Annotated in this window: 18 protein-coding genes; 8 read left to right on the forward strand and 10 right to left on the reverse strand. The window is 41.0% G+C overall.

The genetic code is table 11. The features are described 5' to 3' along the window. The first annotated feature begins 22 nt into the window (after nt 1-22). Together argS and QM870_RS08310 are read left to right on the forward strand one after the other, a co-directional pair. Nucleotides 23-1,711, forward strand: a complete 1,689-nt coding sequence (gene argS / locus QM870_RS08305) for an arginine--tRNA ligase (protein WP_013904324.1) — start codon at nt 23-25, stop codon at nt 1,709-1,711. A gap of 144 nt (nt 1,712-1,855) precedes the next feature. After that, on the forward strand, nt 1,856-2,101 hold the full coding sequence (locus tag QM870_RS08310) for a hypothetical protein (protein ID WP_023919916.1): 246 nt from the start codon (nt 1,856-1,858) through the stop codon (nt 2,099-2,101). Between the two features lie 240 nt (nt 2,102-2,341). Here the strand turns inward: QM870_RS08310 and nrdI are convergent, their stop codons facing one another. From nrdI to malQ, 5 genes are all read right to left on the reverse strand, one after another. Continuing rightward, nucleotides 2,342-2,797, reverse strand: a complete 456-nt coding sequence (gene nrdI / locus QM870_RS08315; protein ID WP_045760033.1) for a class Ib ribonucleoside-diphosphate reductase assembly flavoprotein NrdI — start codon at nt 2,795-2,797, stop codon at nt 2,342-2,344. 61 nt (nt 2,798-2,858) lie between these two features. After that, nucleotides 2,859-3,374 (reverse strand): ABC transporter permease, encoded by a 516-nt coding sequence (locus QM870_RS08320; protein ID WP_414369280.1) that lies wholly within the window; start codon nt 3,372-3,374, stop codon nt 2,859-2,861. A 425-nt stretch (nt 3,375-3,799) separates the two neighbouring features. Further along, entirely contained in the window at nt 3,800-6,628 is a 2,829-nt protein-coding gene (locus QM870_RS08325) for a GbpC/Spa domain-containing protein (protein ID WP_414369281.1), read from the reverse strand. A gap of 485 nt (nt 6,629-7,113) precedes the next feature. After that, nucleotides 7,114-9,372, reverse strand: a complete 2,259-nt coding sequence (gene glgP / locus QM870_RS08330; protein ID WP_049471794.1) for a glycogen/starch/alpha-glucan family phosphorylase — start codon at nt 9,370-9,372, stop codon at nt 7,114-7,116. Nucleotides 9,373-9,416: 44 nt separating this feature from the next. Continuing rightward, nucleotides 9,417-10,946 carry a 4-alpha-glucanotransferase gene (gene malQ, locus QM870_RS08335; protein ID WP_201037420.1) on the reverse strand — a complete coding sequence of 510 codons (1,530 nt, stop codon included), beginning with the start codon at nt 10,944-10,946 and terminating at the stop codon, nt 9,417-9,419. Nucleotides 10,947-11,392: 446 nt separating this feature from the next. On the opposite strand from malQ, the gene QM870_RS08340 reads away from it, so the two are divergent. From QM870_RS08340 to pulA, 6 genes are all read left to right on the forward strand, one after another. Continuing rightward, nucleotides 11,393-12,649 carry an extracellular solute-binding protein gene (locus tag QM870_RS08340; RefSeq protein WP_023919928.1) on the forward strand — a complete coding sequence of 419 codons (1,257 nt, stop codon included), beginning with the start codon at nt 11,393-11,395 and terminating at the stop codon, nt 12,647-12,649. Nucleotides 12,650-12,776: 127 nt separating this feature from the next. After that, a complete protein-coding gene (locus tag QM870_RS08345; protein WP_023919930.1) occupies nt 12,777-14,072 on the forward strand; it encodes a sugar ABC transporter permease in 1,296 nt (431 codons plus the stop codon). A 1-nt stretch (nt 14,073) separates the two neighbouring features. Then, on the forward strand, nt 14,074-14,916 hold the full coding sequence (locus tag QM870_RS08350) for a sugar ABC transporter permease (protein WP_021154117.1): 843 nt from the start codon (nt 14,074-14,076) through the stop codon (nt 14,914-14,916). 144 nt (nt 14,917-15,060) lie between these two features. Continuing rightward, the gene (locus QM870_RS08355) at nt 15,061-15,873 is read left to right on the forward strand and encodes a DUF1189 family protein (RefSeq protein ID WP_021154118.1); all 813 of its coding nucleotides are present in this window, start codon (nt 15,061-15,063) and stop codon (nt 15,871-15,873) included. 11 nt (nt 15,874-15,884) lie between these two features. Continuing rightward, the gene (locus QM870_RS08360; protein ID WP_013904333.1) at nt 15,885-16,868 is read left to right on the forward strand and encodes a LacI family DNA-binding transcriptional regulator; all 984 of its coding nucleotides are present in this window, start codon (nt 15,885-15,887) and stop codon (nt 16,866-16,868) included. An 8-nt stretch (nt 16,869-16,876) separates the two neighbouring features. Further along, complete coding sequence (pulA, locus tag QM870_RS08365; RefSeq protein ID WP_414369284.1) at nt 16,877-18,952, forward strand: type I pullulanase; 2,076 nt, start codon at nt 16,877-16,879, stop codon at nt 18,950-18,952. 29 nt (nt 18,953-18,981) lie between these two features. Here pulA and QM870_RS08370 read toward each other — a convergent pair whose 3' ends face one another. The 5 genes from QM870_RS08370 to dltC form a co-directional block, all read right to left on the reverse strand. Next, nucleotides 18,982-19,923, reverse strand: a complete 942-nt coding sequence (locus tag QM870_RS08370; RefSeq protein ID WP_021154122.1) for a YitT family protein — start codon at nt 19,921-19,923, stop codon at nt 18,982-18,984. A 75-nt stretch (nt 19,924-19,998) separates the two neighbouring features. Beyond that, nucleotides 19,999-21,753 (reverse strand): aspartate--tRNA ligase, encoded by a 1,755-nt coding sequence (gene aspS / locus QM870_RS08375; protein ID WP_303469055.1) that lies wholly within the window; start codon nt 21,751-21,753, stop codon nt 19,999-20,001. Between the two features lie 97 nt (nt 21,754-21,850). Then, nucleotides 21,851-22,075, reverse strand: a complete 225-nt coding sequence (locus tag QM870_RS08380) for a hypothetical protein (protein ID WP_021154124.1) — start codon at nt 22,073-22,075, stop codon at nt 21,851-21,853. 250 nt (nt 22,076-22,325) lie between these two features. After that, nucleotides 22,326-23,594, reverse strand: a complete 1,269-nt coding sequence (gene dltD / locus QM870_RS08385; RefSeq protein WP_251457990.1) for a D-alanyl-lipoteichoic acid biosynthesis protein DltD — start codon at nt 23,592-23,594, stop codon at nt 22,326-22,328. After that, the gene (gene dltC / locus QM870_RS08390) at nt 23,587-23,826 is read right to left on the reverse strand and encodes a D-alanine--poly(phosphoribitol) ligase subunit DltC (protein WP_003002265.1); all 240 of its coding nucleotides are present in this window, start codon (nt 23,824-23,826) and stop codon (nt 23,587-23,589) included. The genes dltD and dltC overlap by 8 nt, the downstream gene beginning before the upstream one ends. Nucleotides 23,827-23,837: the final 11 nt, after the last annotated feature.

Consider the following 23,837-nt stretch of genomic DNA (forward strand, 5'->3'; position numbering starts at 1 on the left):
TTAAAAGGACTAAGGAGCTAATATGAACAATAAAGAACTCATTGCTAGTGAATTGGCCAAAGTGATTGACTCTCTTGACCAAGATGCTATTTTAAATTTGCTTGAACAACCAAAATCATCTGATCTTGGTGACATTGCTTTTCCAGCCTTCTCACTTGCAAAAGTGGAACGCAAGGCTCCTCAAGCAATCGCTGCAGACATTGCTGAAAAGATCGACCAAAGCGCCTTTGAAAAAGTCGTTGCAACTGGACCTTACGTGAACTTCTTCTTAGATAAATCTAAGATCTCTGATCAGGTGATCAAATCCGTCATCGAAGCAGGTGCAGACTACGGCCAACAAGACGAAGGACATGGTCAAAACATTACCATCGACCTTTCAAGTCCAAACATCGCAAAACCATTCTCAGTTGGTCACTTGCGTTCAACTGTTATCGGGGATGCTCTTTCAAACATCTTCCGCAAAATGGGCTACAACACGATTAAAATCAACCACTTGGGGGACTGGGGTAAACAGTTCGGTCTCTTGATGGTAGCCTACAAAAAATGGGGTAGCAAGGAAGCTGTCGAAGCCAACCCAATCGATGAATTGCTAAAACTTTACGTTCGAATCAACGCTGAAATCGAAAACGATCCTGAGCTTGATGAAGAAGGACGTAAATGGTTCAAAAAATTGGAAGATGGGGATCCAGAAGCAACAGAATTGTGGCAATGGTTCCGTGACGAGAGCTTGGTAGAATTCAACCGTATCTACAAACTCCTCGGTGTTGAATTTGACAGCTTAAACGGAGAAGCTTTCTACAATGACAAGATGGACGAAGGGGTTCAAATCCTTGAAGACAAAGGCTTGTTGAAAGAATCTAAAGGGGCTAGCATCGTTGAGTTGGATGATGTGAACCTTCCACCAGCTATGATTAAAAAATCAGACGGTGCTACTCTTTATATCACTCGTGATATCGCGACTGCTATGTATCGTGCACGGACTTACAACTTTGTGAAAAACATCTATGCTGTAGGTCAAGAACAATCCAACCACTTCCGTCAGTTGAAAGCTGTTTTGAAGAAAATGGGATTTGACTGGAGCGACGATATGGTACACGTTGACTTTGGTTTGGTGACAAAAAACCGCCAAAAATTGTCAACTCGTAAAGGAAATATCATCCTTCTCGAACCAACTCTTCAAGAAGCCATCTCTCGTGCCAAAGCTCAGATCGAAGAAAAGAATCCTGAACTTGAAAACAAGGAAGAAGTGGCACATGCAGTCGGTGTTGGTGCGGTTAAATTCTACGACTTGAAGACAGACCGCCGCAATGGGTATGACTTCGACCTCGAAGCCATGGTATCCTTCGAAGGAGAAACTGGCCCTTACGTTCAATATGCTTACGCTCGTATCCAATCCATCCTTCGCAAAGCCAACTTCACACCATCTACAGATGCGACATACAGCTTGAGCGATCCTGAAAGCTGGGAAATCATCAAGCTTCTCCAAGACTTCTCTCGTGTTGTCAAACGTGCCGCTGAAAACTATGATCCATCCTTGATCGCAAAATATGCCATCAACTTGGCTCAAGCCTTCAACAAATACTATGCACACACTCGTATCTTGGATGAAAGCCCAGAACGCGAAAGCCGTCTTGCTCTTAGCTACTCAACAGCAGTTGTTTTGAAAGAAGCCCTTCGCTTACTTGGTGTCGATGCGCCTGAGAAAATGTAATTTCTTATCTAATGATTGATAAGTAGAACATCTCTTATGGGAGTGAGAGGAGAAACTAAATGAGATTCAATTTAGTTCTTTCTCACTCCTTTTCTCATGCCCAATGCTCTACATTTTCAGATCCTTTATATACAGGAGAAATCTATGAATCAAACCGTTTACATCTTAATCCTCATCAGTTTAGTGGTTCTCTTTTTATTTAACAAGTACGAAAGAGAAAAACTACAACGGCTCTTACAAGAGCAACTCTTGAAAGATCAAGCTTTCAAAGATAGCATCAAGGAAAAAATCCAAGAGACCGACAATATCAACGATGTCATCCATGCCATCAATAAAGACTATCGATTGGGACTCCTACTTGCTAAAGAAATCACAGAAAAATTAAAATAAGCCATAGAAGAGGAGTCATATAAAATGTGACTCCTCTTCTATTCAGTCGCAACAAATAAGAGGCTGGGACAAAAGTCCTAGCCTCTCAATTATTTTTGGATTGTCGAGCAAGACGCAGTGGTTGAGTGGGCTCTACTACGCTGATTTCATCAGCTTTTACAGCCCTACTCAACTGTGCGGAGGTGGGACGACGAAATCGAATTCTAACGAATTACCGATTTCTGTCCCACTCTCTTTATTTTAAAGATGATACAAATCTTCTACAATGGCAGCTACTTTTTTAATATCTCCCAACATCCCCCGCATTTCAAAATCGGCTAACATGGGGAAACCAAAGCGTTGGCTGTATTGCTTAGCGGTTAAACAATATTGATTGTTAAAATTCCGATTGCCTGACCCAACCACTCCTAAACACTTGCTGGCGTTGTCTCCGTAAGCAATAAAATCCGCAACATCTGTCGTCAAAATTTCCACATCGCCATTGTCGACACCATTTCCACCCTCCAAATAGGTAGGCAAAAAAGTGATAAAAGGATTGGTCATTTCAAAGAAGGGCTGGCCCTCTTTGACTAGGTCTTTCACATGAACTTTCTCGATTTCAAGTCCGGGATGGGCTTCCAGCAAATAGTCACTTAAACGGCGGACAAAACTCTCTGTATTCCCACTCAGACTAATATAAACAAAGGATACTTTCATCTTTTTTCTCCAATCAAGAAGCTCTCTTATCCTCTAAGAGAGCTCCATTCAAACTTATCTATTATGCCCTAGCTTGAGCTTTTCTCAAACGCAAGGTTTTATACAAAACAATTCCAAGGAAGAGAAGAGATAAAGCAGTCAAGAGTAACAAAGCAAGGGATGAAGATGCTAGATATCGTTGACGAAGTGCTTGGTTTGAAAAACTAGCTAATAGTGGACGCCCTGCAAAATAATTATAGCAAGAGAAGGCTTGACTTAATAAAATCTGCCCCATGTAAGTATAATGGGCTGTTAACAGATCCTGCTTCATAAATAGGAAATAGAAAGTTGCAAGCAAGGCAATCAGAATCAGGGAAACAAATAAAAAGGTTAGTGGAGACTGATTGAGTTGGGCCGATTTCTCATAATATGTCACGTAGTCAGCCTTGTCTTGAGCCGTTGTTAAACCAAGTTGTTTCGCAAAATCATCTGTCAGCTCAAAACTCTTTGAAGCTCCAAAGGTTGAGACAGCTGAAGTCAGGGTTCCAACCGTAGAGAAAAATAACAGGATGTAAAGATAGATAGGTTTCTTTTTCATACAAACTCCTTTTCATTTCTTACACCCTATTATATCGCGATACAGATAGAAAGGCAAGCGCCTCAAAACCGTGGAAGCACTTGCCTGATCACTGATACGTTCAAATGAAATTCATTTGGAAAATAATGGGTGCAAAAGATGAAAAGCCATCGCAACTGTATCATTGGAATGATTAGAGATATAACGGAGTCCTATAAACTTTCATTCGAACACCACCAGTATACCTCATTCTCTTCTTCTTGTGTCATCCATTTCTATTCTGCTTCATTTCGACACGATTTGGTCTATAAAAGCCATTTCCGTTTTTTGTCCAAGAACTATTCTGTCTTTTTTTACAACTATTTGGTCATCACTCCATCAAAAAAGCCAGAAGGACTTGCCTTCTGACTTTTTTTATTTAGATGAATGAACGAAAGAAACAAGAATTAATCTTCTTTTTTCTTGCGAGCAAGACCCAATCCAAGCAATCCAGCCATCGCACCTGCAAGAACAGCTGCAGCTGAGCTTTCTGTACCTGTATTTGGAAGCGCAGGTGTTTGTGGTTGCGCAGGTTGTACAGGCTGTTCCGGAACTTCAGAAGTTGGTTCGGTTGGAACCTCTGGAGTTGGTGGAACGATTGGTGTAGGTGGAACAATTGGTGTAGGTGGGTTGTATGGAGTTGGTGGAGTTGGAGGAACTGGCGTTGGTGGGGTTGGAATATCTGTTTCCGTTACCACTTTATTCTTATGCCATTTCACTTCAGCTTCCGGTTTCACCGGATTCGTATTTGGAACAACTTCAGGAGTCGGTGGGGTTGGCTCTGTTGGTGGAGTTGGTGATTTTGGTTCCTCCACATCGACCGTAATCACAGTGTAGTTAGGTGCTGTTGGCGGAGTTGGTGATTTTGGTTCTTCTGGTTTCGTTGGCTCTGCAGGTAGATTTTCCACTGTAATCGTTGGTGGCGTTGGAGCCTTTGGTTCTGTTGGTTTTGTTGGCTCTTTCGGTTCTTCTCCCGGCTCTTTAGGAAGACCTACATTTGAGTTGATGGCAAACCAATAAACCGTTGGTTGACCAGCCGCATTGGCACCATTAGCCGTAAAGACTAAGTGTCCATCTGACATCTTCAAGCCTGCTCCACCATAATAGAGGTATGGAGAAGATGGATTATCCCAACCTTCAAGAGTTGTTGAAGATTCACCGTTAAAGACAGATCCATGTTCAATATATTGGTTATCTTTAAAGGAAGTTACTTCTTTAGTAGCAGCATCATAAGAAACACTTGAGTTTGGAATTGGAATAAATTTATTATTTCCAACATTTACAGACTCTTGGTGTTCCACGTTTTCAAATTTCTTCTTAGGTGTGAACGTAATTTGACCTGTAGTTGCATCTACTTTGTATGATCCGATAACATCATCCTTACCTTCAAAGGTAAATTCTTCTGTACCAATAGAATGAACACTTCCTGAACCCGAAGCATTTACAGTTAACGCATCCGTTACTTCTTCCTTCTCAGGTGTCGTACCAGGAACCCATTTACCTGTGTCATCTTTAACATAACCATATTTCTGAGTCAAAATTTTGAGAGGGTTGTCTGCTGAAATGGAAACAGTTGCAGTACCAAAGTCTGCTTTTCCTGTTTTAACCTTCACTTCATTGTTTTCAATGCTCATGGATGAACCATCTGCATATGGATCCCAAGTTCCACGAACAGTGTTACCATCTTTATCTTTGGCTTCTACTGTAAGGGCACGAGGTTTATCTCCACTATCGACATAGGACGCACCTGTCCAGTGGTTGAGCGAGTTCAAAGCGACAATGGCATTGCGTTGAGTCAAATCAAATTTATTGCCATCACCATCATAGAATTCAACATCGACAGCAACCTTAACAGGTTTGTCTTGGTCTGTTGAAGCACCCACTGTCATGGTTACCGTTGGATCTGCGTTGACTGCTGCAATCCCTTTGCCATCATTTGATGGAAGACTTAAAATCTCATAGCGGTAAATCACACGTTTGATTGGATGCATATCCGTATTTTCACGCATGCTAGACTGATTCAAGTTATCATAAGTAACGACAAATTTATCGCCTTCCTTCACTTGAATGTACTCAGTTTCATTATTGGCCCAAGGACTAGCCGCTACAATATCTGAAGCTTCCAATTTATTGGAATCATATTGATGGACATTGCTTGTATTTAAACGAGCTTGAGCATCACGAGTTAGATAAGTGCTGATGCCGTCAATGGTGTGAGTTGCACCACCTTCACGTTGGAAGGTCAAATCTTGAACAGTTGAAACATTTTTAAGGTCAGCATACGCATTGTCTGTCATATATTTGTCGTATGCTTGTTTCGCGTCCGTATATTGTTTTTTGGCAATTTCGTATTCAGCTAATTTCTTTTGATAAGCAATATAATCATTTTCGTACTGTACTTTTTCTACATTGTATTTTGCAAGATCAGCTTCGTATTGAGCCTTAGCAGCATCTTCTTCTGCCTTCTTCGCTACCAATTGATCATAAGCTGCTTTATCTTTATCGTATTGCGCTTTCTTAGTTTGGTATTCTTGTAAATCTTTATCGTATTGCGCTTTCGCTGTATTGTAAACAGCCATTTCTGCTTCATACTTAGCTTTTGCTTCTGCATTGGCCTTATCTGCTGCTGCTTTTTCTGCTACTTTAGCATCGTAGGCTGCCTTTTTAGCATTGTACTCTTCTAAAGCTTTATCATAAGCTGCTTGTTGGGTTTTGTAGTCTTCTACTTGTTTCTTGTAAGCCGCTTCTGCTTCTGCATTTCTCTTTTCAATCAATGTGATTTCTTGAGATTTTGCTTCATACTCCGCTTTTGCCTTTTTGTAGTTATCAACTACTGTGTTGATTTCAGCTGTTTGAGCTTTATTATCTGCTTCTGCTGCTGCGATAGATGGTTGGACTTTTTCAGCTTCTTCTGTAACGGTCACACCTTCTGTAGCCGCATCAGCTTTTGCTTTTTCAAGTTCTGGTGATTCTACATAAGTCGTCGTAACTGTTTTATTTCCTTCTGTCACAGTTGTAGATGTCAACTTAGAACTTGTTGAAACAGCTGCATCGCTTGTTGCTGTATCCGTAGTAGTCGCTTCAGTTGCAGGCGCTGTTGCTTCATCTGCTTTCACTTCTGCTCCGTAGGTATTAACAGTAGCCAATCCAGCGATGGCCAATGAAACAACACCGACTGATAACTTACGAATTGAAAATTTTTCCTGCTTCGAAACATGTTCACGATAGCTTTTCATTTTCAAAACTCTCCTTTTTTGTTTAAAAAAATCTCACTGTAGAGGCAAAAATATGCTACTTCCAGTTAACTTCATTGTATCACAATCAACCATTTTTATATATTTGTCAATTTAATTTTTTATTTTACTTTAAATATATAACAACTTGAATCCCCAAACTTTCCTTGCCTTCCCCATCTTTAGTTGAAAATATATGCAAACGCCTGTGAAAAAATCCTTTATTCTCAAGGGTTTTCAAGACACTTTCTCTTTTTATAAATTTCACCGAAAGGCTTTTTAAAGGGAAGTATTTTTTTATACCAATAAATTAGATTTGAAGACTGAAATAAAAATTATGTAATTTTTTCCCTTTAGGGGTCGCAAAATTCAAAAAAACAACACTTTTTGCAGAGTGTCCATTCCCTAAACTAGCTCCATTTCTTCTCCCAAATGAGAAGTAATGAAAAAGACCAAGGTCTTATGGACCTTGGTCTAACAACTAATGATTAGTTTAAGTGCCAGATATCTTCATTGTACTGAGCGATCGTACGGTCAGATGAGAAGAATCCTGCTTTAGCAATGTTTACGATAACTTGATCCAACCATGCATCACGGTCTTCGTAATCAGCCAACATGCGTTCTTTGGTTACAATGTAGTCTTCCAAGTCAAGAAGAGTCATGAACCAGTCTTTGTTGATCAATTCCTTGTGAAGACGAGTCAAGCGTTCCTTGTTACCAACTGCAAGAACGGCATCGCTGATAATGAAGTCTACCAATGGTTTGATAGCTTCACGTTCATAGAAGTCCGCTGATTTGTATGCTGATTTCTCATATAGATCGATTACAGTTTCTGAATCTTCACCGAAGATGTAGATGTTATCACGTCCAACCAATTCAGCGATTTCCACGTTTGCTCCATCCATAGTACCAAGTGTCAACGCACCATTCAACATGAATTTCATGTTACCAGTACCTGAAGCTTCCTTAGAAGCAAGGGAGATTTGCTCAGAAATATCGCTAGCTGGAATCAAGTAGCTTGCAGCAGTCACGTTGTAGTTTTCTACCATAACGACTTGCAAGTGTGGAGCTACTGCTGGATCGTTTGCAATCACTTCAGACAAGCAAAGGATCAAGTGGATAATATCTTGTGCAATGGTGTAGGCAGGAGCTGCTTTACCACCAAAGAGAACAGTGATTGGGCGAGCAGGGATATTTCCAGCTTTGATGTCCAAGTATTTGTGGATCACATACAAAGCGTTCATTTGTTGACGTTTGTATTCGTGGAGACGTTTGATTTGGGTATCAAAGATAGAGTTAGGATTGATTTCCACACCTTGATGGTCTTTCAAGAAACGAGCCAATTTCCGTTTGTTGTGAGACTTGATGTTTTCCAATTTTGCTTTGACTGCATCTTTATCTTCATAAGAAAGAAGGTCTTCCAATTTAGATGCGTCATGGTGCCAGTCACGTCCGAGGATATCATCCAAGTAGTGTGACAAGGTTGGGTTGGCATGCATGAGCCAACGACGGAATGTGATACCGTTTGTTTTGTTGTTGAATTTTTCAGGGTAAATGTCGTAGAAGGCTTTCAACTCAGAATTCTTCAAGATTTCTGTGTGAAGTGCTGCTACCCCGTTTACGCTAAATCCATAGTGGATATCCATGTGCGCCATGTGTACGCGATCATTCTCATCGATGATTTGAACAGCTGGATCTTTGTATTCAGCGCGAACACGGCGGTCCAATTCTTCAATGATTGGAACCAAGTGAGGAACCACTTCTTGCAAGAATTCAAGTGGCCATTTTTCAAGGGCTTCTGCAAGGATTGTGTGGTTAGTGTAAGCCGTCATGCTACGAACGATAGAGATGGCTTCATCCATTCCAATACCACGTTCTGTCAAAAGACGGATCAATTCAGGGATGACCATTGATGGGTGAGTATCGTTGATTTGGACAACAGCATAGTCAGCAAGGTCATGCAAGTTGCTTCCTTTTTCGATGGCTTCGTCGATGATCAATTGTGCACCGTTTGATACCATGAAGTATTGTTGGAAGATACGGAGCAATTCCCCTTGACGGTTACTATCATCTGGGTACAAGAAGAGGGTCAAGTTGCGAGCGATATCTGTCTTGTCAAAGTTAATACCATCTTCAATAATAGATGAATCAACTGAATCCAAGTCGAACAAACGCAAACGGTTCTTGGTTTCAATCTTGTAACCAGGGACATCGATATCATAAAGGGTAGAAGTCAATGTGAAGTGTGCAAATGGCACTTGGTAGCTACGGCTTGAACGAACGAGCCAGCTTTGGTCAGTCAACCATGCATTTGGAATCGTTTCTTGTTGGTTGTTTTTAAGGACTTGTTGGAACAAACCAAAGTGGTAGTTCAAACCAACCCCATCCCCTGTCAAACCAAGGCTTGAGATAGAGTCGATAAAGCAGGCTGCCAAACGTCCCAAACCACCGTTACCAAGTGATGGTTCCAATTCCACTTCTTCGACTTCGATCAAGTCTTTACCAGCATCTGACAATTCTTTTTTAACATCGTCGTAAAGACCCAAGTTGATCAAGTTGTTAGACAAGAGTTTACCGATCAAGAACTCAGCTGAGATGTAGTAAACTTTTTTCTTACCAGTATTTAATTTCTTTTGAGCGCTTGCTTGCTTGGTATAATTTAGCAAGGCAATGTACAATTCTTCATTTGAACATTCAGCAATTGTTTTTTGATGATGATCAATCACATATTTTTGTAATGATTCCATGTTGGGAGTCTCCTTTGTTTCAACAATTTTAATAGGGGGAAAGATTATTTTTTTGCTTTCTTAACTTCTTTTTTCAAGTCTTTATTTTCACGACGATAGATCGTAGTGAAATCAAGCAATTCTTGCTCAACAGCTGGAGTCAATTGATCCGCTGTCATTCGCCATGACCAGTTACCACCAAGAGTTGATGGGAAGTTCATCCGAGCTGAGCCATCTAACTCAAGCAAGTCTTGCATCGTAGCAATCGCCATGAAGCTGACGGAAGCAAAGACGGTGCGAAGCATCGCATGCGGTACAGATTCGTACTCTTTCCGGTTGGTATAACGAGCAAGATACTCACGAGTTGGATCGTCGATTTCATTGCGGTACCATCCAAGAACTGTGTTGTTATCATGTGTTCCAGTGTACATCACAGAGTTGTTTGGTGCCAAGTGAGGGCTATCGATACTTTCATCGTCAGGATTGAAGGCGAATTGAAGAATCTTCATTCCTGGGAAGCCAGTGCGTTCACGAAGTTCGATGACTCCGTCTGTCATGAAACCAAGGTCCTCAGCGATGATGTTCAAATCACCGAGCTCTTCCTTCACGGCTGCAAAGAGTTTGTAGCCAGGACCTTTGACCCATTTACCTGGTGCTGCAGTTTCAGAACCAGCAGGGATTTCCCAGTATGATTCGAAACCACGGAAGTGGTCGATCCGAACGATGTCATAGATCTTGAAGCTTTCACGCAAGCGTTCAATCCACCATTGGTAGCCATCTTTGTCCATTGCTTCCCAGTCATAGATTGGGTTCCCCCAAAGTTGACCAGTTGCGGAGAACTCATCTGGCGGGCATCCTGCAATGCAAGTTGCTTTTCCGTTTTCATCTGTTTTGAAGAGATGAGGATTAGCCCACATGTCGCTTGAATCTTCCGCTACATAGATTGGCATATCTCCCACAATTTCAATGTGGTGGTCGTTGGCATAAGCTTTCAAGGCCAACCATTGTTGGAAGAAGAAGAATTGAGTTACACGATGGTAAGTCAATTTATCAGCCAATTCTTCACGGTATTTAGCCAAAGCTTTTGGCTCACGCGCACGAATAGCTGCATCTGGCCACTCTGTCCAAGCTTTCAAATCAAAGTGTTCTTTAATAGCCATGTATTCTGCGAAGAGCTCCAACCAAGAAGCATTGGCTTCACAAAATTCTTGGAATTCTTTTTGATCACTTGATTTTAAGAAATTCGCAACTGCTTTTTCAAGCAAGGGACGACGTTGTTCGAAAACCTTTGCATAATCCACTTGAGTAGGATCTTGACCAAAGTCCACTCCTTTAAGGTCTGCTTCTGTTAACAAACCTTGCTCGATCAAAAGATCGAAATCAATAAAATGAGTGTTCCCAGCAAAAGCTGAGAAAGATTGGTATGGAGAATCTCCATAACTAGTTGTACCAAGCGGCAAGATTTGCCAGTAACGTTGCTTGGTCCGAACGAGGAAATCAACAAAATCATATGCTGATTGTCCGAATGATCCGATTCCGTATTGTCCAGGAAGGGAAGAAATGTGCATCAAAACACCACTTTGACGTTTTTTCATGGGTTACCACCTCTTTTTATTTCTTTGAAGCCTGCGATTCGGTGCACGGTATGGGTATCGTTGCAGAGTCGTATCCAGCTCTCAAGCGGCTCTACTCTTTGTTAAAATCGAACAGGCGCAACTCAGTTTACGCAATTTTTGCGAAAACGTTTGCGTACCATGTCATTATAAACTTTTTCCATATTTTCTGCAAGGGGTTTCTTAAAAAACTTTATATCTTTTTTAAAAAAGCCCCTTATCACTAGTTTAGTATTTATTATTAGCATTGTCAATGAATTAGCGGTTTTTATAGAAGAAAGTTTAGAATTAAAATATTTTTAAAAAATTTTCTCAAAATCACTTGCAAACGTTTTCGCCTTGTGATATACTTAAGTCGTTTTAGGAAAACGTTTGTCTAAAACGGTTTCTAATTATTATCTTTTTTTATTCTTTAGGAGGAATAAATCATGAAACGTACAATTTTACGTAGTGCTGCTGTACTTGGTACAGTTGGTTTTGCCGGCTTCTTACTTGCTGCTTGTAGCAATAACTCATCAGGTTCTTCTGAGGCAAGTAAAGAAATCAACGTCTATGTAGACAAAGGCTACAAATCTTATGTTGAAGAAGCTGCAAAAGCTTTTGAAAAAGAAAATGGCGTAAAAATTAACATCAAGACTGGTGATGCTCTTGGTGGATTGGATAACCTTTCTCTTGATAACCAATCTAAAAAAGCTCCAGACGTTATGATGGCACCATACGACCGTGTAGGTGGTCTTGGTAGCGATGGTCAATTGGCTGAAGTGACATTAAACAAAGATAGCCATACAGATAAAACAACTGAAGCTCTTGTAACAAACGGTGGTAAAGTTTACGGTGCACCTGCTGTCATCGAAACATTGGTTCTCTACTATAACAAAGATCTTGTAAGCGAAGCTCCAAAAACATTTGGTGATCTTGAAAATCTTGCAAAAGATAGCAAGTACGACTTCGCTAGCGAACCTGGTAAAACAACTGCCTTCTTAGCTGACTGGACAAACTTCTACTACACTTACGGTTTACTTTCAGGTAACGGCGGTTATGTGTTTGGTAAAGACGGTACAGATCCTAAAGATATTGGATTGAACAACCAAGGTTCTATCGATGGTATCGAATATGCAAAAACTTGGTATGCTAAATGGCCAAAAGGTTTGCAAGATACAAAAGCTGCTGCTAACTTCATCCAAACACAATTCCAAGAAGGTAAAACAGCTGCTATCATCGATGGTCCTTGGAAAGCTGCTTCATTGAAAGAAGCTAAAGTAAACTACGGTGTCGCAACGATTCCAACTCTTCCAAACGGAAAACAATACTCTGCCTTTGGTGGTGGTAAAGCTTGGGTTATCCCTGCAGGTGCGAAAAACCTTGATGGCGCTCAAAAATTCATTGACTTCTTGACAAGTACTGACCAACAAAAAGCTTTGTTTGACAAGACCAATGAAGTTCCTGCCAACACAGAAGCTCGTAAATATGCGGTTAGCAAAAACGATGAATTGACAACTGCCGTTGTTGATCAATTCAAGAATGCTCAACCAATGCCAAATATCTCAGAAATGAGTGCTGTTTGGGATCCAGCTGCTACTATGCTTTTCGATGCTGTAAGTGGTAAAAAATCTGCAAAAGCATCTGCTGACGATGCAGTGAAATTGATTAAAGAAACCATCGAACAAAAATTCGGTAGCAAATAAGACAGTTTTTAGGTGTGAGTAAGAGGTTGGAGACAAAGTCCCAACCTCTTATGTTCAATTTTCAAGCACAACTTACTGTCTGACTTGTCTTCTTGCTCTCTAGCAAGGACATTATAAGGAGATTTGAATGACTACAGAACAAAACCCTAAAAAGGCTATGTGGCTCTCTTTGATCCCGGGTCTTGGGCAAATTTATAACAAACAAAAAACCAAAGGCTATATTTTTCTTGCCGTAACCATTCTCTTTCTCGCCTATTTCCTAGGAATTGGAGCTGGAGAATTAGCGAAATTGGTTACACTTGGAACCGTCCGTGGACAAGATAATTCTCTCTTTATCTTGATTCGTGGCGCCTTCCACTTGATCATCACTGTTGTTTACTTCCTATTTTATGCCTTAAATATTAAGGATGCTGGAACAGTTGCTAAACGCATCAACAACGGGATTGCCGTTCCAAAAACCTTGAAAGAAATGGTTCAAGCCATCTATGAAAATGGCTTCCCATATTTATTGATTATTCCTTCATACATTGCTATGACATTTGCGATTATCTTCCCAGTTTTAGTAACTTTGATGATCGCCTTTACCAACTACGACTTCAAACATACCGCTCCAACAACCTTGCTTGATTGGATCGGGTTCCAAAACTTCACTAATATGTGGACCTTGAGTACCTTCCGCTCAGCCTTTACATCGGTTCTTGGCTGGACCTTGATTTGGGCCCTCGCAGCTTCTACTCTTCAAATCGTACTCGGTATCTTGACCGCTATTGTTGCAAACCAACCATTCGTAAAAGGAAAACGAATCTTTGGGGTTATCTTCTTGCTTCCTTGGGCTGTTCCAGCCTTCATCACTATCCTAACTTTCTCAAATATGTTTAACGATAGTGTCGGTGCTATCAATGCACAAGTTATCCCATTGTTTGCGAAGATCTTCCCATTCTTAGATGGCGTTTTGATTCCTTGGAAAACAGATCCTACCTGGACAAAAATTGCTTTGATTATGATGCAAGGTTGGCTCGGCTTCCCTTACATCTACGTCTTGACTTTAGGGATTCTTCAATCGATTCCAAACGATCTTTACGAAGCTGCTTATATTGATGGTGCCAACGGTTGGCAAAAATTCCGCAGCATCACTTTCCCAATGATTATGGCTGTTGCAGCTCCAACTTTGATCAGTCAATATACCTTCAACTTTAATAACTTCTCCATCATTTACTTGTTTAACGATGGGGGACCTGGTTCTGTCGGAGGAAACGCCGGATCTACAGATATCTTGATCTCATGGATCTACAAGTTGACAACCAATTCTTCTCCTCAATATTCAATGGCTGCAGCGGTAACCTTGATTATCTCTGTGATTGTGATCTCAATCTCTATGGTTGCCTTCAAGAAACTACATGCATTTGATATGGAGGATGTATAAAATGAAAAATTCAGTTCAATTTAAACGCCGCCTCAATCATTTCTTGACTTACCTGTACATGGTGGTTCTTTCAATCGTTATCATTTATCCATTGTTGATTACGGTTCTATCAGCCTTCAAATCAGGGAATGTCAGTGCCTTTACACTTGATTTTAGTGGCAATCTTAGTTTTGATAACTTCTCAAAACTTTTCTCTGAAACCCATTATGGCACTTGGTATATGAACACCTTGGTTATCGCCATTATCACCATGATTGTACAAACAAGTATCGTTACCTTCGCAGGTTACGCATACAGCCGTTACAATTTCTTGGCGCGTAAACAAAGTTTGGTCTTCTTCTTGATTATTCAAATGGTCCCAACCATGGCAGCCCTCACAGCCTTCTTCGTTATGGCTTTGATGCTGAATGCCTTGAACCAACCTTGGTTCTTGATCTTCCTTTATGTTGGTGGTGGTATTCCAATGAATGCCTGGTTGATGAAGGGATACTTTGATACTGTTCCAATTTCCCTCGATGAATCTGCGAAATTGGATGGAGCTGGACACTTCCGTCGCTTCTGGCAAATCGTCCTTCCTCTTGTTCGTCCAATGATTGCCGTTCAAGCACTTTGGGCTTTCATGGGGCCTTTCGGAGACTATATCTTGTCTAAATTCTTGCTTCGTGACGAAGTGAACTATACGGTAGCCGTTGGTCTTCAAACCTTTATCAGTGACCAAAAAAATCAAAAAATCGCCTTCTTTGCAGCCGGTGCTATTTTGATCGCGGTTCCAATCTGTATCTTATTCTTCTTCCTACAAAAGAACTTTGTTTCAGGCTTGACAGCTGGTGGAGATAAAGGATAAAATAGAATCTTATTTCAAGCACATTTTATTTTTAAGTTGAGGGTAGTATGGTGGATGCTTTACTACCCTTCGTTAAGAATAAAATCAATGCAAAGAGATTTCTCTTTGCATTTCTGATACTCTTATATTTAGAAAGGTCATCTTATGCCCTATCCTTTTAATTATTTCGCAAGTATCTTCAATTTCCGCTCTTCTTTTGCAAACCGCAAAAAACTGAGCTGGTTCCAAATGATTTTTACTTCTTTCTTTCTAATCTCTATCACACTATTACCTGTGGCTCTGCAAAATGCTCAACTCAAAACCTATCCTTTGACAACCTTTGTTAGCGATGTGTTTGATCCTTTATCAACAGACGTTATGAAAGATATCCAAGAACACGTCGTGATCAAAGACCAAGAGCTCACCTATACAGGGACTAACCCTGTACACAAGACTTCAAAAGGACAGGTTATCTTAGGCCAAGAGGCAAAGGCTAGTGAAGGCAAGGAGTTAACACTCCATTTTGATCGCAAACAATTGATTATCTCAAAAGAGAATAAAGAACTCGCTACAGTCTCATACCAGGCTATTAATCAAGAGAGCCTTCGGGATAAAAAAAGCTTCACTCAAGCTATCTCTAGCGATTGGTTTCGCGACAATCGACTCCCTGTCAGTCTCTTTCTCGTGATTTTCTCTGGCTTCTTATCGACAGTCAATTATTTGATTCTCATCGTAGGGGCATCTTTCTTCCTCTACTTGACACGAAAATCTCGACTCTTTTCACTACAAACTTTCAAGGAATGTTTCAATTGTATTCTGAATTGCTTGGGACTCCCTATTTTACTGAGTGTCTTCATCAGTTTACTATTCCATCAAGTATTTACTACGACGATCATGATCCAAAATGTCTTATTTGTACTCTATCTTGCTATGGTATTTTATAAGACCCACTTCCGTGATCCAGACTATCACCGCTAGGAGGTTTTCTCATGCGTGTTACCATCAAAGATGTGGCGAAACTCGCTGGCGTCGCGCCTTCAACTGTCACGCGCGTCATCCAAAACAAATCCACGATTAGTGATGAAACAAAAAAACGTGTCCGTGAGGCCATGGTCGAATTGGACTACCATCCCAATCTTAATGCTCGCAGCCTTGTCAGCCAATCTAGTCAAGTCATTGCTTTGGTCCTACCAATCGACAGTGACGTCTTCTACCAGAATCCTTTCTTCCCAACTGTTTTAAGAGGGATTACCCAGATCGCGTCAGACAATGATTATGCCATCCAAATCTGTACGGGGCAAAATGAAGAACGGCGGCTCGACAACCTCAAACAACTCATCTACGGAAATCGTGTAGATGGTTTGATTTTCCTTTATTCCAACCCGAATGATCCCCTCGTTGAATTTGCGATCAAAGACAAGTTCCCCTTCCTCATTCTCGGAAAGGCAGCTTCACCTTTTGTATCGCTAGTGGATAATGATAATATCAAGGCTGCATTTGATGCGACGGATTATTTCATTCAACAAAACTACCGAAAAATTGCTTTTATCGGGGGAAACAAAGAACTGTTCGTATCTCAAGACCGCTACGAAGGTTATAAAGAAGCCCTCCAAAAAGCAGGGATTCCTCTCGATGAAAAACTGGTTCATTTCTCATTTGGTTTTATGTTGGAAGACAATTCTTATCAAATGATGGAGAGCCTTCCCCTAGCAGAGTTAGATGCCATCATGACAACCGATATTCTCGTTGCTGAAGGGGTGCGCCAATACCTATTAGAACATCAGCTGACAATCCCGATTATTTCCTTTGATTCGATCAAGCCACGACTCGATATTGAAGCCTATATTGACATCAATGCGGTGGAACTCGGGCGTGAATCTGTCCGGACCATCCTTCAAATCATCAAAGATCACAAAGAAGGAAAAACCGTCTGCTACCGTCAATTGATTGACCATACCATTACGAAACTTTAGGAGTCTTTATGTCTACATTTACTGCTTATTTAGATGACCAAGACCTGATTCGTATCCAAAAGGGAGAGGAGCATATCCTTCCTTTTTATTTGAAAACGAACCAAGGTCATCTTGCCTTAATCCCTGTCAAAACGTCAAGTGCAGCGACTGACACAGGAGACTATTTCTTAAGCCCTATTCCACTTGAACTCGGAGAAGAGTACACCATCTACGATGCTACTGGAAATTCTTCTATACTCCACTATCGAAACATCGTTCGCAAACCCATTTTCGATCAAACCTTCACCTATACTGGAGAAGATCTAGGAAGTTTCTACACACCACGTCAGACGCAATTTAAATTCTGGGCACCGATTTCGCAAGATGTGAGTCTCCATATCGAAGATCAGGTCTATCCGATGAATCGTACAGAAAACGGTGTCTGGGAACTCGTGCTCAAAGGGGATTGGGAAGGAGCTGCCTACCACTATGAGTTTCGTGTCAATGGCCTAGAACGTCGGATTCACGATCCCTATGCTCTATCCTCTTTGGCCAACTCTGGAGATAGCTTGGTCATCGACCGGAAGAAGATCACACGTCCTATCACGCGTGCCACTCGTCAATTAGACCCAACAGAAGCAATCATTTACGAGATGAGCGTTCGTGATTTCTCTGTCCAAAAAGAGGCTGGCTTTAAGCATCCTGGTAAGTTTAAAGGCTTGACAGAATCGCCCCAACTAAATGGCCAGATCCTTGGATTTGATTACCTTCAAAAACTGGGCATTACCCATGTACAGTTACTTCCAGTTTACGATTTCGGTAGTGTCGATGAAGAGGATCAATGGAAAGCCTACAACTGGGGCTATGATCCTGTTCAATACAATGTTCCAGAAGGCAGCTATGCCAGTGACCCCAACGATCCTTATGCACGGATTTGGGAACTCCAAGATGCTATTGCAACCTATCACCAATCTAATCTTAGTGTTATCATGGATGTAGTCTACAATCACGTCTACCAGGCCGATGAGTATGCATTTGAACAAATCGTACCCGGTTATTTCTACCGCTATAATGCAGAAGGAGAGCGGACCAATGGAACCTTCTGTGGAAATGACGTAGCAAGTGAACGCTCCATGGTGAGACACTATATCAAACAATCTCTCAAACAATGGGTTTCCCTCTACGGCTTTGATGGTTTTCGCTTTGACTTGATGGGAATCTTAGACATTCAAACCATGACAGAGATTGCAGAGGAGCTCCGTGAAATCTATCCTAAAGTCTATCTCTATGGCGAAGGGTGGAAGATGGATACAGGCCTCTCTGAAGACCAGCTCGCTCACCAGTACAACTCAAAACGATTACCAGATTTTGGCTTTTTCAGTGATAATTTCCGGGATACGGTCAAGAGAACACTCTTAGCCGATCACCGTCGTGATAGTCAACATCCAGCCAATGATTTTTCTAATATCCTAACAGCAAATGTCGGGAAAGTAGGACCTGCTCATTTCATCCAACCTCAACAAGCCATTCAGTACGTCGAATGCCATGACAATGCAACTGTTTTTGATTATTTCCAACTTGAAAAAGAAGAGATTCGTCTAGAGGAGCGAAAAGCTCTCTCACGCCTCGCTCTTCATTTGGTATTATTATCCCAAGGTGTACCTTTTATCCATGCTGGTCAAGAATTTTACCGCACAAAAGGGCTCGAAGACAACACCTATAACTTGCCAGATAGTCTCAACCAATTGGACTGGACATCCCTTTCAAAATGCCAAGAAGAAATTGCTTTTCTTGAAGAATTGATTGCTTATCGGAAATCACAGCCACTCCTTCGTTTGAAAAAAGGGCAAGAGATTCGCGACTACTGTGATGTCAAATGGTTGTCTGATCATCATTTGATCTACACGATTGAGAAAGATCGTGAAAAAATAACGATTCTCGTCAATATCGGTGATCAAGAAAAGACCTATCAACATCCGAGCGATAGCCAGCTGTTATTTGCCTATCCTCATGCCAACCTCCAAGCGCCTATTCCTAAAGGAAAGGAACTTTCTATTCCTGCCCATAGTTGGCTCCTTCTCCACGAAACTGAATCAACAAAATAAAGGTCACCACAATGTGGTGACCTTTATTTTTATTCTTCTGTTTCCACAAAGCGTCCAATGATATGAACGTTTTCTGAAATGGTGATAAAAGCCTGAGGATCAGCTTTTTTCATAATATATTTGAATTCATTAAACTCTGCACGCGTAATAACTGTCAGCAGAACCGCTTTTTCCTGATGGTTATAGGTTCCCTCTGCATTGTGGATAATGGTTGCTCCACGATGCAATTTTTTATGAATCTTTTCAATAATGGCATCCGGCTGGCTCGTTACGATCATTGCCTGCATCCGTTTTTGCTTGGTAAAGACAGCATCCGTTACTCGACTCGATACGAAGATGGTAATCATAGAGTAAAGAGCATACTTCCAACCAAAGGTCAGACCAGCGATCAACATAATGGTCCCATTGACCAAAAAGGAGATACTGCCGACATTCTTTCCTGTCCGTTTTCGAATCGTCAAACTGACAATATCCGTTCCCCCACTGGAAATGTTGTTCCGAAGAGCAAAACCAATCCCTGTTCCCATGACAACCCCACCAAATAGGGCATTCATGATCGGATCGTTGGTCAACGTAATCACTGGCACGAACTGAATAAAGAGGGAACTCATCGAAACCGTAATAAAGGTAAAGATGGTAAATTTATGGCCAATTTGATACCAAGCCACAATCATCAAAGGGATATTGATGGCATAAAAGGTCAAGGAAACGGGAATCGTAAAGCCAATAAAGCGTTGGCTCAGAACAGATAAAATCTGAGCTAGCCCTGTTGCACCGCTGGAGTATACATGTCCTGGTTGAAAGAAGAAGTTGACGGCAATCGCTGATAGAAAACCATACAGCAAGGAAGCTGACACTTTTTCATCGTATTTCTCACGGGAGATGCTCTTCAGCACGCGCAATAATTTAATGTTATAAGCTAGTCGTCGCACATGATAGCGAAATAGCTTATGAAAGCGAGTTTTTTTCATTTTCAATCCATCGATTAGTAGAAAAGGTAAATCTTAGAGCAACTGATTCCTAGACTTTCCCTTTTCTCTCTTGTCCTATTCTTGCTCTGCTACTTCTACTTGAAGATTTAACTCATCCAACTGCTTTTCAGAAACGACAGAAGGAGCTTGTGTCATTGGATCTGTCGCCTTGTTATTCTTAGGAAAGGCAATTACTTCCCGAATATTATCCTCACCTGCAAGGAGCATCACGAAGCGGTCTAATCCAAGCGCCAATCCTCCATGTGGTGGGAAACCATAATCCATTGCTTCCAACAAGAAACCAAATTGTTCATTGGCAGCTTCTTTTGTAAATCCAAGTGCCTTAAACATCCGTTCTTGTAAATCTTTATGATTAATCCGTAGGCTTCCTCCACCTAATTCATAGCCATTTAAGACGATATCATAGGCAATTGCTCGAACTTTTGAAAGATCGCCTTCCAATTCATGCTCTGTTTCAGCTTGTGGGAGTGTAAATGGATGGTGAGCAGACATATAACGGACTTCTTCTTCAGACCATTCAAACATTGGCCAATCCACTACCCAAAGGAAGTTGTATTGATTGTTGTCAATCAAGTCAAGCTCTTTCGCAAGACGAACACGCAAAGCACCAAGCGTTGCATTGGCTACTTCAAGAGTATCTGCTACAAAGAGAACTAGATCCTTGTCTTCTAACTGTAAAGCAGCTGTCAAGTCACTTGTCAAGTCTGTCAAGAACTTCGCAACAGGACCGTTCAAAGCACCTTCAGCATATTTCACCCAAGCAAGACCTTTTGCACCGTATTGCTTCGCAACTTCTGTCAATTTATCGATGTCTTTACGAGAGTAATGATCCGCTGCACCTTTGACAACAATCGCCTTAACTGCTGGAGCTTCTGAGAAGACTTTGAAGTCTACACCCTTGACAAGCTCTGTCAAGTCTTGGAGCAACATGTCAAAACGTGTATCTGGTTTATCTGAACCATACAAGGCCATAGCCTCATCATAATTCATCCGTGGGAATGGGAGTGTTACTTCAATTCCCTTGGTTTCTTTCATGACACGTGAAATCAAGCCTTCTGTGATATCCTGGATTTCTTGATCACTCAAGAAAGAAGTTTCCAAGTCGACTTGTGTAAACTCAGGTTGACGGTCTCCCCGTAAATCCTCATCACGGAAACACTTCACGATTTGATAATAGCGATCAAAACCGGCATTCATCAACAATTGTTTTGTAATCTGAGGACTTTGTGGAAGGGCATAGAAATGACCCTTATTGACACGGGAAGGAACCAAGTAGTCACGTGCTCCTTCTGGAGTTGACTTAGAAAGAAAGGGTGTTTCCACATCAATAAATTCTAATTCATCTAAGTAATTGCGGATTGAATGGGTCACTTTTGCACGGAGTTTGAGGTTTTCCAACATCTCAGGACGACGAAGGTCTAAGTAGCGGTAACGAAGACGAGTATCATCATTGGCTTCAATACCGTCCTTGATTTCAAATGGTGTTGTTTTAGCGGTATTGAGAACCGTAATAGCTTCTACCTTGAGTTCTACTGCTCCTGTAGGCAAGTTTGGATTAGCTTGTTCACGAGCTTCTACAAGACCTGTCACTTCTACAACATATTCACTACGGATGCTTTCAGCTGTAGCCATCACTTCTGCACTAACTGTTTCTGGATTGATCACCAATTGCATGATTCCTTCGCGGTCGCGTAGATCGATAAAGATCAAACCACCCAAGTCACGACGACGGCTAACCCATCCTTTCAAGGTAATACGAGTTCCAATGTGTTCTTCACGAACACGTCCAGCATACATTGAACGTTTCATTTCTAATTAATCTCCAAACTAATATTCTTCCTTCTATTTTACCATAAAGACCAGCAGAAAGTGGCCTTTAGCTCAACTTTTTCAGTCACCAACTTCTTTAATTATCGTGGCTCTCTTCTTTCTTTTTGGGATCATCGTAGAGAGTAGGTGCTAGCACCTTCATTAAAGTCGCCGTCCCAAATCGCAAGACAGCTGCTGCTAGTCCAAAAATAGGGGATAGGTAGCGGAAAAAGAAATCTCCCCTAAGTACATAGGTCATGCCACCCACAATAAAAAAGATCACAATTCCCTGAACGATTGCGTAAAACCAAATTTTTTTCACACTATTCTCCTTTTCACAAACCAGCTGACTTATCCACTGTTTTTTATCACTTATCCACAAAAATGTGGATAACTTTCACCTATTGCCCCCTCAAAAAAGGAAGCGTCATCAGCACCAGGACTTGTTTTCATCCATTTACAAGTAAGTTTCCCACAGACTGTGGATAACTCTCTTGCTTATTGTTACTTTCTCGTCACTTTCCTCACAAATCAAGGAGCCAGGATTTGATCCTGCCCCCTTTGATCAAGCATTATTTAAATTCGTCTGGTGTCCCTTTATATTGGGCCCAGTCTTTGCTGAAGAAGCGATCATTTAGATGGTAAGTTGGTGCTTTTTCAGCCTTTGTGACAAAGGGATTGACCGCTTTATCAAAGGCTAGCCAACCATTCCATCCCATATGAATCGTATCTTCCATAAAGTAAGGCTGATCACCATCTTTAGAAAAGTCTGCAATATTGGTGAATCCTTGACTTTCCAATTGGTAACGAATCTTTTGAACAGCCTGTTCATACTTTTCTTGGCTCAAGCCTGTGTATTTCATCCATTTGGCATTAACTGGAGGAATGACAAAGATAACATTGGTCCGAGATTTAGCAAACTGGTCTAGAACCAACTGCAAGTCATTGTACTCAGGAGATTGAACATAGGATTCGTTTTTTTGGAAACCTTTTAGTTTCTTCAACTTCATTTTTAAACGAGTATTGTAAAAATGATTGCTGATTCCAAGGTCGTTGTTATTGGTTTTGACTTTTGCTTCAGCCGTTGCAATTTCTTCCAATTTCTCATATGAGAATTGATCTGGTAAATCTTGTAGACGTTTTTTAACCTTCTGATCATAATTCCCATTTGTACGCGTTGCAAGATTACTAAACAAAGCATCTTCGCGTTGGACAAGGTGGGAAACAAACTGGTTCAAAGACTGATCAAATCCGGAAATTTTCTTTCCTTGAGAAATTTTCGTTACAACACTTTGAAAAGCGACGTTTGGATACTGTTGTAATAGACGCTTTGCAGCATACTGGGATGCAGCATCCTGTTTATGATTGGCAATAAAGCTATTCAACTGATCGCTATTAAAGAATTGTTGAAAGGCAGAGGAATCATAGCCCTTCTTGGTGAACCATTGCGGAGAAACTACATAAACAGCTGTATTGTCCTTGAGTTCTGGCAAAATCTGTTGCATTCCAAAATATTGGTTCAAAGAAGCCGCACCACGTTCTCCTAAAAAGTAGGGTCTGTAATTGCGGTCATATTTTTCAGCCAAAACTGCTGGATGCACCACATCAAAACGCAACCACTCACTGGAGCCGAAATAAGGAACAAATCGATGCTGTGGATCAGAAAGTGCTTCTTGTTTCTTTGTACGACTCTTGAATCCTTCTGCATTCAGACTAACCGCAGCTTTTTTCTCTTCGGTATAGTTGTGCTTATGATTAATTGGATAAAAGAATAATAAAGCTGTTACCATGAGGAGCGCGCAAAATACGGGCCCTAAAATCAGCCACAAACGCTTAAGCATTCTGAAGCTCCGTTACACCTTCTACGATCTTGTTAGCAGTATTCCAATCATCACGTCCAAATTCAGATACAGGAACACGGATGCCAAAGCGATTTTCCAGTTCTACAATCAATTCGACTGTTCCCATACTATCAAGGACACCCGCATCAAAGAGATCCTCATCCATCATGTCTGAGACATCTTCCATAAACAATTCGTCAATAATTTCAATTACTTGTGATTTTACATCCATTTTTCTATTCT

This window comes from Streptococcus parasanguinis (assembly GCF_047463195.1).
GTDB lineage: Bacteria > Bacillota > Bacilli > Lactobacillales > Streptococcaceae > Streptococcus > Streptococcus parasanguinis_R.